The organism is Halomonas sp. 5021 (assembly GCF_036663435.1).
In the GTDB taxonomy this organism is placed as follows: Bacteria; Pseudomonadota; Gammaproteobacteria; order Pseudomonadales; family Halomonadaceae; genus Vreelandella; species Vreelandella janggokensis.
The window spans coordinates 188,792-202,235 of sequence record NZ_JAXOVU010000002.1; the positions used below are offsets into that span (position 1 = coordinate 188,792).

Sequence of the window (13,444 nt, forward strand, 5' to 3'; positions counted from 1 at the left end):
CGATTAGAGGCGCGGTGAATGTTTACCATTGATGACCTGGCCGACCGACTCGGCGGCTACTTACCCCCCGACGAGATCCAACAGGTCAAACGCGCCTTTTATTACGCTGAACAGGCCCACGATGGCCAGCGGCGTCGCTCCGGTGAACCTTACGTTACCCATCCGCTGGCGGTGGCCAACATCCTGGCGAACATGCACATGGACCATCAAAGCCTGATGGCCGCCATGCTGCACGATGTCATTGAAGATACCGGGGTGTCGAAACAAGCCCTAGGCGCCCAGTTCGGTGAGCCGGTGGCAGAACTGGTCGACGGGGTTTCCAAGCTGACCCAGATCACCTTCGAGGATAAAGCCGTCGCCCAGGCGGAAAACTTCCAGAAGATGGTCCTGGCGATGTCCCGGGATATCCGCGTGATTATCGTCAAGCTCGCCGACCGGCTGCATAACATGCGCACCCTGGGCGCGCTGCGTCCCGATAAAAAGCGCCGCATCGCCCGCGAAACCCTGGAAATCTATGCCCGCATCGCCGGGCGGTTAGGCATCAACACCATCCGCGTCGAGCTCGAGGACCTGTCCTTTCAGGCGATTCATCCGATGCGTTCGGAGCGTATCAAGCGCGCTGTTTCCAAAGCGCGTGGGCATCGGCGCAGTGCCATGCGGGAAGTCCAGGCGACGCTGCAACAAAGCGTCGACGACGAAGGCTTGAGCGGTACGGTCGTCGGCCGCCAAAAGCATCTGTTGTCGATTTATCGCAAGATGCGCGACCAGCGCAAACCCTTTGTCGAAATCATGGATGTGTTCGGTTTTCGCATCATTACCGACGATGTGGCCAGCTGCTACCGCATTCTGGGTGTGGTGCATAACCTATATAAGCCGGTGCCGGGCAGGTTCAAGGACTACATCGCGATTCCCAAGGCCAACGGCTACCAGAGTCTGCATACCACCCTGTTTGGCGCGCGGGGGATGCCGATAGAGGTGCAGATTCGCACCCGCGAAATGGAGGCCATGGCCAATAACGGCATTGCCGCCCACTGGTTGTATAAAGCCGGGCAAACCTCGCACCCGATCGCCGAAGGCAGCCACGCCCGCGCCCGCGCCTGGGTGAAAGGGCTTCTGGAGATGCAGCGCCACGCCGGGGATTCCCTGGAGTTTATCGAGCACGTCAAAAACGATCTGTTTCCCGACGATATCTACGTGTTTACCCCCAAGGGCGATATCATGGAGCTGCCCCAGGGCGCTACGGTGATCGACTTCGCCTATACGGTGCATACCGATATCGGCAACCACTGTATCGCCTGCCGTATTGATCGCCATCTGGCGCCGCTTTCCACGCGTCTGGAGAGCGGCCAGACGCTGGAAATTATCACGGCGCCGGGGGCGCGCCCCAATCTGGCGTGGCTGAACTTCGTCACCACGGCCAAGGCGCGCTCGGCCATTCGTCATGCCCTCAAGCATCAGCGGCATACCGAAGCGGTGATGCTCGGGCGGCGGTTGCTGAACAAGGCACTGGCCCCCTTCAATACCAGCCTGGAAGAGCTGGAATCGACGGTATTAAACCGCGCCTTCGAGCAACTCGACGTGGCGTCAGAAGAAGCGCTACTGGAGTCGTTGGGCCTTGGCAACCGCGTTGCCCACGTCGTGGCACGACGGCTGGTGGATGTGGCGGACGGCCATCCCAACGAGCTGATCAATGAGGGCACCAGCCAAAAGGCGGTGGTGATAAGCGGCAGCGAGGGCATGGTGATTAACTTTGCCCGCTGCTGTCACCCGCTGCCCGGTGATAGCATTATTGGCCATCTTTCGATGGGTAAAGGGCTTGTGGTTCACCGGTCTGAATGTAAAAACCTGCTGGACAGAGACGACCCTGACAAAGTCTTTGCGCTGGAATGGTCAGAGAACATCGACGAAGACTTCCCGGTTGTCCTGCGCATTGAAATCGAAAGTCGCCGAGGGATCGTGGCGCAACTCGCCGGGCTGGTCACCGATGCGGATGCCAACATCGAGCGCATCGGGATTGAAGAGCGCGATGCGCGCCTTGCCACTGTGAACCTCACGCTTTCGGTAAAGGGTCGCGTTCACCTTGCCCGCATCATGAAACGTATTCGCAACCTGCCTAACGTCAGCAAAATAACCCGCATGGCCAATTAAGTGCCCGCTGTGGCAACCTGCTGGCCCAAGGCTGGCAGCGTTAGCGATGGCGAGACCACCATGATCAACGTTGAGTGCACCAAGGAGCATGACATCCAATGAGCAACAAAGCTGTTATCAACACCGAGAAAGCCCCCGCCGCTATCGGCCCTTACTCTCAGGCGGTTAAAGCAGGCAATACCGTGTACCTGTCGGGCCAGATTCCGCTGGATCCGGCCACCATGGAAATCGTGTCAGACGATTTTGAAATGCAGGCTCGTCAAGTATTTACCAACCTTCAGGCGGTCTGCGAAGAAGCTGCCGGGACGCTTGGCGATATCGTCAAACTGAACCTGTACCTGGTCGAGCTGGATAACTTTGCGATCGTGAACAAGGTGATGGAAGAGTTTTTCGACATGCCGTTCCCGGCCCGCGCCGCGGTAGGGGTAAAAGCGCTGCCGAAGGGGAGCCAGGTGGAAGCCGAAGCCGTCATGGTCATTGGCGATTAAGGCAGAAAAAACACCTGCCATGAGCAAGCTGGAGACTCATGGCAGTGTTGTGAGCATGTGGCGGACGGTTAAGCCTTTTGCACGCGCCAGAAGCCACCTTTTTTCAATACCTGAGCGTAGCCCTCGCGGAACGTTGGGTAGCGGAATTGATACCCGGTTTCCAGGATACGCCGGTTATCGCAACGCTTGCTGGTGCGACGACGCAGCGGCGATTGCATCGTGTCCGTGGACGTGACTTTGAGTTGCTGGGCAATCCAGTCCATCACGTTGTGCATCGTGACCGGTTCGCAATCGCTGCCCAGATAGAGGTCCGCCAATGGCTGGCTGTTTTCCTGGCAGTGAATCAGATGGGCCAGAATGCCGGTACAGTCGTCGCGGTGAATGCGGTTGGAATAGATCACCGGGGTGACCGCGGCGATCCGGCCTTCGGCGACCTGGTGGATAAGCCGGTCGCGGCCAGGACCGTAGATGCCTGAAAAACGCACCACGGTGCCGGGTAGCGGGTGGTTGATAAGCGCCTGCTCGGCTTCGCACATCAGGGTGCCGGAGAAGCTTGTCGGTTCGGTTGGGCTTTCCTCGTTGACCACCTCGCCTTCCTGCTGGCCGTAGACGCTGGTCGACGACACGAAAAACACGCGGCGGGGCGGTGTGGCGTGTTGTTCCATGACGCTCAATACCCGCTTCAAGCCCTCGGGGTAAGCACTCTGGTAGGCACTTTCTTCAAAGTGGTCGGCGCTTACCGTGTAAATGACGTAATCCGCCTCGGGGAGTGCCTTGGCGTCGGCGTCTTCGAGCTCATTGAGATCCAGTGCCAAGGGCTCGATACCGGTATCTTGTAGAGCATCGACATGGCGACGAACCCCAATCACGCGATGTCCTTCGCTAAGCAGTTCGCGACCGAGCGTTATGCCGATATCGCCACAGCCAATAATCAGTACGGTTAGCGTCACTTGCTCGCTCCTGTTGATAAATAATCCCTATTAGATACAAGGTCCCTGATCTACAATTCCTTATATATAGAAGCAATCGTAGAGACGACATCGTCAGCAGGGCTTGTTTGTCCGTTGCCTACCCGCTAACTGTCGCGATCGCTAGTCACAAGCTGCTACGAGAGGATGCCACTGGCACCACTATGACTTTAACAGAACTTCGCTACATCGTAACCCTTGCCCAGGAGCGCCACTTTGGCCGTGCCGCCGAGCGCTGCCATGTTTCCCAACCCACCTTGTCGGTGGCTGTCAAAAAGCTCGAGGATGAACTGGAAACGCCGTTGTTCGAGCGTTCCAAGGCGACGGTCCAGGTAACGCCGTTAGGTGAAAAGATCATTGCCCAGGCACAGCGTGTGCTTGAGCAGAGTAGCCTTATCTTTGATATGGCCAGTGCGGGTAAAGACCAGCTTGCCAATCCACTGCGGATCGGGGCCATTTACACCATCGGCCCCTATCTGTTCCCGCACCTGGTACCTGAGCTTGCCAAGGCTGCGCCGCAAATGCCCCTGTATATTGAAGAAGGGTTGACTGGCGGGCTACGCACCAAGCTGCGCAGCGGTGAGCTGGATGTCATCATCGTGGCGTTGCCGTTCACCGAGACCGACGTGGTGACCAAGCCGATTTACGATGAAACCTTTGAAGTCCTGCTGCCTGCCAAGCATCGCTGGGAAGCGCGGAAGGCGATCCATAAAGAAGAGCTATTGGAAGAGCGCCTATTGCTGCTGGGCGAGGGCCACTGCTTCCGCGACCAGTTGTTGGAAGCCTGTCCCGCGATCACGCAAAAGCTCAATAACCCCGATAACACGCTTATCGCCGAAGGTGGCTCGCTGGAGACAATCCGGCATATGGTGGCTTCCAAGCTGGGCATCACCGTACTGCCTCAGTCGGCGCTGGGTACCGACCAGTATGAAAACGCCATGCTGGTCAGTCGCCCCTTTGTCAGCCCCGCGCCTTCGCGAACGGTCGCGATTGCCTGGCGGGCCAGCTTTCCGCGCCCCAAAGCCATTGATGCGTTGATCAACGCCATCAATCATTGTCGTCAGCCAACCCAGGCGTCGACGGTTGCCTCATGACGGCGCTTTCGGCACCGGTCACCGCCCTTAAAGGCGTTGGTGAAGCACTGGCGCTGAAGCTCGGCCGCCTGGGGATCGAGCAGGTCAGCGACTTGCTGTTTCATTTGCCATTGCGCTATCAGGACCGCACCCGGCTGACACCTATCGGCGAGCTACGCGCGGGCAGCGAGGCGGTCATCGAGGGCGAGGTCACCGCCTGCGATGTGGTCAAAGGGCGCCGACGCAGCCTGCTGGTGAGGCTGCGCGATAATAGCGGCATTTTAAGCCTGCGTTTTTTTCATTTCTCCCCCGCCCAGCAGCAACAACTTAGGCCCGGGGCCACCGTACGAGCTTTTGGCGAAGCGCGCGCTGGGGCGACGGGGCTGGAAATCTATCACCCCGAATATAGGCTGAGCGGTGGCAGCGAAACGCCGGTCGACGAGTACTTTACGCCGATTTATCCCACCACCGAAGGGTTGCATCAAACGCGCCTGCGCGCGTTGACCCAGCAGGCGCTGGGACTGCTGGAAAATCAGCCCGAGGCGCTGCCCGACGTTATTCCCGACGCCCTGCGCCAGCGCTTTCAGCTACCCGGACTGCACGCCAGCCTGAAGCTTCTCCACCAGCCGCCGCCGGATGCCGACCTGGAGCAACTCACCCACGGCCAGCACCCGGCGACGCGGCGTCTGGCGTTGGAAGAGCTGTTGGCTCACCAGCTAAGCCTGCGTGAGGTACGTTTGCGCATTCAGTCAGATGGCGCCCCTGAGTTACCTTCCGGGCGAAGCCTTCAGGCGCGTTTTCTTGCCCAACTGCCTTTCGCTCTGACGGGTGCCCAGGGGCGGGTGCTGGAAGAAATTGCTCTGGACCTTGCCCGTCCTGCCCCCATGTTGCGATTGGTACAAGGCGATGTGGGCTCGGGCAAGACCGTGGTCGCCGCCATGGCGGCGTTGTCGGCGTTGGCAGGGAACTGCCAGGCGGCGATCATGGCACCCACCGAAATCCTCGCCGAGCAGCACTACCGCTCGTTTAAAGCCTGGTTTGAGCCACTGGGCATCGAAGTGGCCTGGCTGGCGGGCAAGCTCAAAGGCAAAGCGCGGCTGGATACCAAGGCGGCGATTGCCGATGGCCGTGCGCGCATGGTGGTGGGCACCCATGCGCTGTTTCAGGACGATGTGCATTTCCAATGCCTGGGGCTGGCGATTATCGACGAGCAGCACCGTTTTGGCGTGCACCAGCGCCTGGCGCTGCGTGAAAAAGGCGAAGCGGGGGGGCTGACGCCGCATCAGTTGATCATGACCGCCACGCCCATTCCCCGCACGCTGGCCATGAGTGCCTACGCGGACCTGGATGTCTCGGTGATCGACGAACTGCCTCCCGGCCGCACGCCGGTAAAGACCGTGGTGGTCTCCGACGAGCGCCGCCCGGAAGTGGTCGAGCGTATCCGGCGCGCCTGCAGCGAAGGCCGCCAGGCCTACTGGGTGTGCACGCTGATCGAAGAGTCCGAAGCGCTGCAGTGCCAGGCGGCGGAAGTCACCCGCGACGAGCTTACCGAGGCGCTGCCGGAGCTTGCCATTGGCCTGGTGCACGGGCGCATGAAGTCCAGCGAAAAAGCCGAGGTGATGGCGGCGTTTAAAGAAGGCGAGCTGGACCTTCTGGTCGCCACGACCGTGATCGAGGTGGGCGTGGACGTCCCCAACGCCAGCCTGATGATTATCGAAAACCCCGAACGCCTGGGGCTTTCCCAGTTGCACCAGCTGCGCGGCCGCGTGGGGCGCGGCAGTACCGAGAGTTTCTGCGTGCTGCTCTACCACCCGCCGCTGTCCAAAACCTCCCGTCAGCGTTTGGCGGTGATGCGCGAAACCACCGATGGTTTCCGCATCGCCGAGAAAGACCTGGAAATTCGTGGCCCCGGCGAAGTCCTCGGCACCCGCCAGACCGGCCTGGCGCAGATGAAAATTGCCGATCTGGAACGCGATGCTGACCTGCTGGACCAGGTCACGGCGCTGGCCCAGGCGCTGCAAGGCAACAAGGACATCACCACCGTGCTGGTGCGCCGCTGGCTGGGCGAAGCCGCCGGGCGCTATGGGCAGGTTTAACTCAAGCCAGGGTCGTCGGTTCCGTTAGTGCTGATAAGACGACTCGCCGCGTCGCTCAGCGGTGCCAACTGGTTCGCAATCAGGCGCAGTTGGCTCTGGATCGGCCGGTAACGTGTGACGGCGTTTTCCTCTTTGGGCGGGCCTTGCTCATCGAGCTGCGCGATCAGCGCCTCGGCCTGGGCCGACAGCGGGGTTATTGGCTGGCGGTTTTGTAGCTGCTCGGCGAGTTGGTCGAGCAGTTCGCACATGCGCTTGGCGGCGGGCACGGACGCACTGTCGTCCTCGTCGTCGGCTAGCTGGTGGCGATGGGCGCCGAGGGCCGAAAGGTGGCTCAGCAGGGTGTTGGAAAGCACCAGAAAGCGCAGCCCGTTGTCGGCATCCTGCTTACGGTAATGCCCCGGCTCGTGAAGCATATTGGTCAGCAGCGTGGACAACGCCGCATCGGCATTATGCGCATTGCGTCGTGCCAGGCGATACGCTAAATCGTCCTGCTTGCCTTCTTCGTACTGGTGAATGATTTCTTCCAGGTAGCGGCGATGGTTGGTCAGCGCATGTGCAGCCTCACGGTTAAGCCGGCGCCCTTGCCAATCGGGCAGAATAAAGAACACCGCCAGGCCGGCTATCAGGGCGCCAATCAGCGTATCGAACAGGCGCGGCCAGATAAGATCGAAGCCGTCACCTACCTGATTGAAACTACACAGCACCAGCAGGGTGATCGAGGCGGTGGCGATCACGTAGTGCTTTTCACGATTGGCAAAAAACGACACCCCCGCCGCCACCGCGATCATGCTTTGCACCAGCGGGTGGGGAAACAGGCTGATGGATGCCCAGCCGACGACTAACCCCAACACCGTGCCGATGATCCGCTGAGAAAGAAACCGTCGTGTGGTGGCAAAGTTGGGTCGGCAGACAAACAGCGTGGTCAAGAGGATCCAGAAGCCCTGCTCCGGATCAAGCCAGTGCAGTAGCCCATAGCCTGCCACGAGCGCGGTACTCAGCCTGACGGCGTGGCGAAAGGTGGGCGAGCCCAGGGTAAAGTTGAGCCGCACTCGTCTCCAGGCTTCCAGCAGGCTAGAGGGTGAGCGGTCGTAAAGCGCACTGTCACGGCGTTCGCTGCCGGTATCCGGATTGTGGGCGCTGGCAATCTGCGCTTCCAGGGTGGTCAGGTTATCCGCCAGGGCGTTGAGCGGGCGCATAAGCGGTTGCCACTCGGGTTTCCCTTGGTCGCCCAGGTTATCGATCGAGGCGCGCAAGTCGGCCAGTGCCTGTTCGCTCTGTTCGTGGCCGAACGGGCGGTTGAGCAGCAGCGACTTGGCTAACTGACGGCAGGCACGACCCTGTTGATCGAGCAGCCGCTGGCAGCGAAATAGCACGTCATGGTGAAAGAACGCATCGGTCAGGGCGCTATACGGGTAGTGGGTTGAGCTTGCCCGTTCGTGGATATCCTGGGCGATAAAGTAGATGCGTAGATACCGGTTGAGCTTCTGGTCACCCCGCTGGCCTTCCAGGCGGCGAAAGATCATCTCCTTGGCCTGATTAAGCGCGGTAACGACCTTACCGTTCTGGCGTGCCAGCGCCACGCGGCGGGCTTCGACATCCACACCCCGGACCGGCTCGAACAAGGCCGACTTCAAGATCAGAAATTCGCCCAGTGCCTTGTATACCCTCGCCATGCTCTGCTTGACCGGCTGGCGCGAAAAAAGCGCGCACCAGATGACCGAAATGACGCCGTACCAGGCAGCACCCGCCAGGAGCAGAAGCTGGCGGTAGGCGACGTCTTCATCCACCCCGCCATGCTGTTCAATGTTGATCATCGAATAGATCGACAGAATCAGCGTACCCGAGGCGATGGTGGCGTAGCGTTGGCCAATGGCCCCGAGCATGATCAGAGTAAACGTCGAAATCGCCAGCCCCAGGGCAAACAGCCACGGCCACGGGAACAGCCACTGCACGATGAACGACGCCGAGGCAAAGCAGGCAAGTGTGACCAGCAGGGCCTGGAAGCGGCCCTCCCAGCTGTCGTCGGTTTCCGACAGTGCGCAGGCGATAATGCCCAGAAACAGCGGGATGACCAAGGCGACATCGCCCAGCAGCGCGCTGAGCAGTAGCGCACCGCTGAAGGCGATAAACACGCGCACGCTGTAGGCGAACTTATCCAGCGTCCAGAGGCGGCGCAGCGGTAATGCAATGGGCATAGGGTCTCTTGGTGGTCGCTTTTATTAGACTTTAGTCGAGACCATAGTATAGAGGGTTTGGGTAGCGCCTGTCTGCAACGCTGATCTATCAGTGACCGGCGAGGGGGTAACCTAGCAGCGGGGTGGGCGAGTCACCGGCGGTATCCGGACAGGGTGACGTGACTGGCCCCTCGAGCGCTAGCAGTGCTGTCGGGGCCGCAAACTACAAATGCTTGAGCAGTTTCTGTAGCTTGTTCATATCGGCAGAGTCGCCTACCAGGCGGACCTCGCCGTTGATCATGCCGTCGAGGAAGGCTTGCTGCGTGGGCTTCTTGAGGATGCGTAAAGCGGCCTCGTCGTCGCGAAAGCGCAGTTCAAGGTCCAGGTCGACCGGCAACCCTTTACCACTGGTAACGCTGGTTGGCGTCATCCGGTAGTAACGGGCAGTACTCAAATCTTCTGTGGCAATGCCCCAGTCCAGGCCGCGCATGCGTTCCAGCTGTTCGCGAAAGCGCGGCTTGCGGCGCAGGGCACGTTTGAGCAAGAAGCCCAATAGCCACAGCGTCAGTTTGAGCTTCATCAGGAAACAGCGTCCTTGAGCGCTTTACCCGGCTTGAAGGCGACATTTTTGCTGGCCGGAATCTGCAGCGGCGCACCGGTCTGTGGGTTTTTGCCGGTACGCGCAGCGCGTTCGCGGACGGTAAAGGTGCCAAAACCGATCAGGGCAACGTCTTCGCCTTTGGACACGCTGTTGGTAATTTCATCAAGGATGACGTTGAGGACTTGGCCCGCTTTATCTTTGGACAGATCAGCATTTTCCGCAATGGCGGCTGCAAGTTCAGGTTTACGCATAAGGAAACTCCCTTTGTTTAATGATCGTGCAAGATACACTGTCGTGTTGTTGGTAAGGACACTGTAGGCGCGGCCGTCGTTTCAGCCAAGCCGCGAGCGCCGCGGAATTCAGCCTAGCAGCGTAGGGGCTGCTCTGGAAAGCTCCACTTTCCTTCTCACGCAGTTGCCTGTCAATGCAAAACCAATCAAACGTCTGTCTTTATCTTCAGCGATTGCCGTCATATCACCGCCTTCGCCTTCGATCCGCCAACGTTCAGGGGCCTCGACCGGTGGGTAGGCAACCACCGGTAGCAGGGGCGTTTTGACGATCACCGGCCAGGCCCCGAAGCTGACCTGTGTGGGTGTGCCGACCAGGGTGGCGGCGAGCGCCTGGGCGCTGGCTTGCAGGGGCTGAACGTACATGGCGTTGATGCCGTCGACGCAGGCAACGTCGCCCAGCGCATCGATATCCGGGTGAGAGGTGCGCAGTTGCCGGTTCACCAGAATACCGCTGGCGGAAACCGTGAGCCCTGCTGTCTCAGCCAGAGCGGTACGCGGGGTCAACCCCGTCGCCATCAAGATGACATCGACGTTGAACGTGTCGTCGTTATCCAGCGTCAGCGTCACGCCGGGGTCATCATTAAGGGCCATGGTCTTGATGGTTCTGCCCAGGGCAAGGTGGATGCCTGCGTCAACAAACGCCTTGCCGAGTGCTCGGCCCAGGGGGCCAGGCAGCAAGCGGGAAAGCGGTGTGGCATCGGGGGCAATAACGGTGACGTCATGACCGCCCGCGTGCAGATCATTGGCAAACTCGCAGCCGACGAGGCCTGCGCCGATCACCGCCACGCGAGCAGGCGCTGTCCCCAGCGCATGATGAAAACGGCGATAGTCGTCAAGATCGTTGACGGTAAAGCAATGCGCTTTGACGGAATCGGGTATCGCCATGGGCACCCTTGGCTCGGCGCCGGTGGCTAACACCAGGCGGTCGTAGCCAAGCGCTTGGTCATCTTCCAGCCGCAGCGAGCGGTTAGCCACGTCAATCTGGCGGACAGGGGTGTGGGTGATCACTCGAGCGTCAAGTGATTCGGCAAGCGCCGCGGCGTTGCGCTGTGCGAGCTTTTCGGGCGGGAGGCGTTTGGCGAAGCCGGTAGACAGCAGTGGTTTGGTATAATCGTCGCCGCTATCGGCGCTGATCAAGTGCAGGGTGCGCGTATCGCCTTTGCGGCGCAGCGCACGGGCAAGACCAACGCCCGCCATGCCAGTGCCAACGATAACGAGCTCAGCGTGTGATGAGGGCATCCGGGTATCCAGTGGTCAGTGGGACAAAAGCCTGTAAAGCCCACATGTTACACTAGGTGATCGTTTAATTGCCTGGAGGCTCTGGTGTCGCGTCACTGTGTTGAAACTGCCCCTGACTTGCCATGTTGGCGTCCCATTAGAGCGCTGCGTCCGGCGATGAGCGCGCCGTGGTGGCAATGGGTTGCCTCCACGGACTCACTCACGGCGCGTATTGTGTCCGCAGGGGGCGAGCGGCCTTTCCGCGTGCGTCTGTTACGCCAGGGGGTTGGCTTTCCACACCCGCATGAGGCCCTGGCGCTGGGTATGGCCGCCCGGCGCTATGCGTGGCGCCGGGAGGTCGCCCTGTGTGTGGATGAAACACCATGGGTAGTGGCGCGTTCGGTGGCTCCCCTCAAGGCGCTCAGAGGCCAGTGTCTGGAAAACCTGGGTGAGCGTTCATTGGGCAGCTGGCTGTTTCGCCAGCCGGACCTGGTGCGTGGCCCGCTGTACGCCACGCGTCATGCGCCTGGTTTTACCTTCCCTGGCGATGCCAGCAGCCTGTGGGGGCGCCGCTCGGTATTTCAGCACGGCTGTCAGCACGGCGGGTTATCGCTGCTGGTACAGGAATACTTTTTATCGACCATGGCGGATGATCTTGCGCTGCCTTCGCGCTAGGCTAACGCTGCGTCTCTTGGATGGGTGAGGTAAGCATGGATCGTTCTTTATTACGGCCAACCGGGTTGAGTCGGCTGGCGGATTTTATACAGCTGATGCGTCTGGATCGGCCGATCGGTACCTGGCTGCTGATGTGGCCAACGCTGTGGGCCTTATGGGTCGCCGGCGAAGGGGTACCCGGGCGCAACGTACTGCTCATCTTTATCGCCGGGGTATACGTCATGCGCGCAGCGGGCTGCGTGGTCAATGATTATGCCGATCGTCACGTCGATGGCCACGTCAAACGTACCCGACAGCGCCCGCTGGCTACCGGGCGGATCAGTGAAACCGAGGCCCAACTGCTGTTTATCGGGCTGGTGACGGCGGCCTTCATGCTGGTGCTGTTGACCAATTGGTTTACCGTGTTGCTGTCGGTGGGCGGCGTGGTATTGGCGTTTATCTACCCGTTCATGAAGCGCTACACGCATTTTCCCCAGGTAGTGCTAGGGGCGGCGTTTTCCTGGGCGATTCCGATGGCGTTCGGTGCGGTCCTTGGCCATGTGCCGGTAGAGGCATGGCTGCTGTTCTTTGCCAATGTGCTGTGGACGGTTGGCTATGATACCCAGTACGCCATGGTTGATCGTGACGACGATATCAAGATTGGCATTAAATCGACGGCCGTGTTGCTGGGTAATGCCGACCGGCTGGTGATCGGGCTGCTTCAGCTGGCCACGCTGGCATTGCTGGCCTGGGTGGGCGCGCGCCTCGGGCTGGGCGGTTTTTTCTGGCTCGGCCTGGCGGGGATGGCGGCGACGTTTATTCACCAGCAGCGCTTGATCCGTCACCGTGAGCGGGATGCCTGTTTTCTGGCGTTTCTGAATAATCACTGGTCGGGCCTGCTGGTGTTTGCCGGTATTGCGCTGAGTTGGTGGCCAACGGCTGGCGAATCTCTGTCAATGTCATAGAATTGTCATCAAGTCATGGTGTGATCGTCATGTACCTGTCACTGGATTACTTTCTATCGGACACCGTGAGGCTCTGGAATGACCGCCAAGACCGTCTTGATCGTCGATGATGAAGCATCCATTCGCGAGATGATCGCGGTGGCGCTGGAAATGGCCGACTACCGTGTTCTTGAAGCGGACAACGCTCAGGATGCCCACGCCATGGTCGTTGATCATCAGCCTGACCTGCTATTGCTCGACTGGATGATGCCCGGTACCAGCGGCATCGAGTTGGCTCGGCGCCTCAAGCGCGAGGAAACCACCGCCGAACTGCCGATCATCATGCTCACCGCCAAGGGTGAAGAAGACAATAAGATACAGGGGCTTGAAGCGGGGGCCGACGATTATATCACCAAGCCGTTTTCGCCCCGTGAACTCGTGGCACGCCTCAAGGCCGTGCTGCGTCGTGCGACCCCACGTGGCGTGGAAGATCCCATCGAAATTAATGGGTTGCTGCTTGATCCGGTGGGCCACCGGGTAAGTGCCTACGGTAAAGCGCTGGATATGGGGCCGACCGAATACCGGCTGTTGCAATTCTTCATGACCCATCAGGAAAGGGCCTACACACGTAGCCAGTTACTCGACCAGGTGTGGGGCGGTAATGTGTACGTGGAAGAGCGCACTGTGGATGTTCATATTCGTCGGCTACGCAAAGCCCTGGGCGACGGACATCAGAACTTGATCCAAACGGTACGCGGTACGGGCTACCGCTTCTCCGCTCGAGCTTAAC

At 60.0% G+C, this 13,444-nt stretch carries 12 protein-coding genes; 7 read left to right on the top strand and 5 right to left on the bottom strand.

Annotation, left to right across the window (positions count from 1 at the left end):
* Positions 1–18 precede the first annotated feature (18 nt).
* Positions 19–2,148, top strand: a complete 2,130-nt coding sequence (locus R3F64_RS04575) for a RelA/SpoT family protein (protein ID WP_199284328.1) — start codon at positions 19–21, stop codon at positions 2,146–2,148.
* A gap of 98 nt (positions 2,149–2,246) precedes the next feature.
* Complete coding sequence (locus R3F64_RS04580) at positions 2,247–2,636, top strand: RidA family protein (RefSeq protein WP_085920016.1); 390 nt, start codon at positions 2,247–2,249, stop codon at positions 2,634–2,636.
* Positions 2,637–2,704: 68 nt separating this feature from the next.
* Here R3F64_RS04580 and R3F64_RS04585 read toward each other — a convergent pair whose 3' ends face one another.
* On the bottom strand, positions 2,705–3,586 hold the full coding sequence (locus R3F64_RS04585) for an SDR family oxidoreductase (protein WP_085920017.1): 882 nt from the start codon (positions 3,584–3,586) through the stop codon (positions 2,705–2,707).
* Between the two features lie 182 nt (positions 3,587–3,768).
* On the opposite strand from R3F64_RS04585, the gene R3F64_RS04590 reads away from it, so the two are divergent.
* A complete protein-coding gene (locus R3F64_RS04590) occupies positions 3,769–4,698 on the top strand; it encodes a hydrogen peroxide-inducible genes activator (RefSeq protein WP_085920018.1) in 930 nt (309 codons plus the stop codon).
* Positions 4,695–6,773, top strand: coding sequence for an ATP-dependent DNA helicase RecG (gene recG / locus R3F64_RS04595; protein WP_199284327.1), 2,079 nt, complete (start codon positions 4,695–4,697; stop codon positions 6,771–6,773). The genes R3F64_RS04590 and recG overlap by 4 nt, the downstream gene beginning before the upstream one ends.
* On the opposite strand, the gene yccS is transcribed toward recG, so the two are convergent.
* The 4 genes from yccS to R3F64_RS04615 all read right to left on the bottom strand — a co-directional run bounded on the left by yccS (position 6,770) and on the right by R3F64_RS04615 (position 11,077).
* Entirely contained in the window at positions 6,770–8,968 is a 2,199-nt protein-coding gene (gene yccS / locus R3F64_RS04600; protein ID WP_085920020.1) for a YccS family putative transporter, read from the bottom strand. The genes recG and yccS overlap by 4 nt on opposite strands.
* Positions 8,969–9,170: 202 nt before the next feature.
* Positions 9,171–9,527, bottom strand: coding sequence for a hypothetical protein (locus R3F64_RS04605; protein WP_085920021.1), 357 nt, complete (start codon positions 9,525–9,527; stop codon positions 9,171–9,173).
* Positions 9,527–9,838 carry an HU family DNA-binding protein gene (locus tag R3F64_RS04610; protein WP_172822115.1) on the bottom strand — a complete coding sequence of 104 codons (312 nt, stop codon included), beginning with the start codon at positions 9,836–9,838 and terminating at the stop codon, positions 9,527–9,529. Before R3F64_RS04610 ends, R3F64_RS04605 begins: the two co-directional genes overlap by 1 nt.
* Before the next feature lie 69 nt (positions 9,839–9,907).
* Entirely contained in the window at positions 9,908–11,077 is a 1,170-nt protein-coding gene (locus tag R3F64_RS04615; RefSeq protein ID WP_199284326.1) for an NAD(P)/FAD-dependent oxidoreductase, read from the bottom strand.
* Between the two features lie 156 nt (positions 11,078–11,233).
* Here R3F64_RS04615 and R3F64_RS04620 point away from each other — a divergent pair, with 156 nt between their 5' ends.
* From R3F64_RS04620 to phoB, 3 genes are all read left to right on the top strand, one after another.
* The gene (locus tag R3F64_RS04620; protein WP_199285525.1) at positions 11,234–11,731 is read left to right on the top strand and encodes a chorismate--pyruvate lyase family protein; all 498 of its coding nucleotides are present in this window, start codon (positions 11,234–11,236) and stop codon (positions 11,729–11,731) included.
* 35 nt (positions 11,732–11,766) lie between these two features.
* Positions 11,767–12,675, top strand: a complete 909-nt coding sequence (gene ubiA, locus R3F64_RS04625) for a 4-hydroxybenzoate octaprenyltransferase (protein ID WP_332610065.1) — start codon at positions 11,767–11,769, stop codon at positions 12,673–12,675.
* 78 nt (positions 12,676–12,753) lie between these two features.
* On the top strand, positions 12,754–13,443 hold the full coding sequence (phoB, locus tag R3F64_RS04630) for a phosphate regulon transcriptional regulator PhoB (RefSeq protein WP_085920025.1): 690 nt from the start codon (positions 12,754–12,756) through the stop codon (positions 13,441–13,443).
* Position 13,444 lies beyond the last annotated feature (1 nt).

What these genes read in the sequence shown, in the direction of transcription:
- R3F64_RS04575 (WP_199284328.1), top strand. Translation starts at nt 19, where the DNA reads ATGTTTACCATTGATGACCTGGCCGACCGACTCGGCGGCTACTTACCC.
- R3F64_RS04580 (WP_085920016.1), top strand. Translation starts at nt 2,247, where the DNA reads ATGAGCAACAAAGCTGTTATCAACACCGAGAAAGCCCCCGCCGCTATC.
- R3F64_RS04590 (WP_085920018.1), top strand. Translation starts at nt 3,769, where the DNA reads ATGACTTTAACAGAACTTCGCTACATCGTAACCCTTGCCCAGGAGCGC.
- recG (WP_199284327.1), top strand. Translation starts at nt 4,695, where the DNA reads ATGACGGCGCTTTCGGCACCGGTCACCGCCCTTAAAGGCGTTGGTGAA.
- yccS (WP_085920020.1), bottom strand. Translation starts at nt 8,968, where the DNA reads ATGCCCATTGCATTACCGCTGCGCCGCCTCTGGACGCTGGATAAGTTC.
- R3F64_RS04605 (WP_085920021.1), bottom strand. Translation starts at nt 9,527, where the DNA reads ATGAAGCTCAAACTGACGCTGTGGCTATTGGGCTTCTTGCTCAAACGT.
- R3F64_RS04615 (WP_199284326.1), bottom strand. Translation starts at nt 11,077, where the DNA reads ATGCCCTCATCACACGCTGAGCTCGTTATCGTTGGCACTGGCATGGCG.
- R3F64_RS04620 (WP_199285525.1), top strand. Translation starts at nt 11,234, where the DNA reads ATGAGCGCGCCGTGGTGGCAATGGGTTGCCTCCACGGACTCACTCACG.
- ubiA (WP_332610065.1), top strand. Translation starts at nt 11,767, where the DNA reads ATGGATCGTTCTTTATTACGGCCAACCGGGTTGAGTCGGCTGGCGGAT.
- phoB (WP_085920025.1), top strand. Translation starts at nt 12,754, where the DNA reads ATGACCGCCAAGACCGTCTTGATCGTCGATGATGAAGCATCCATTCGC.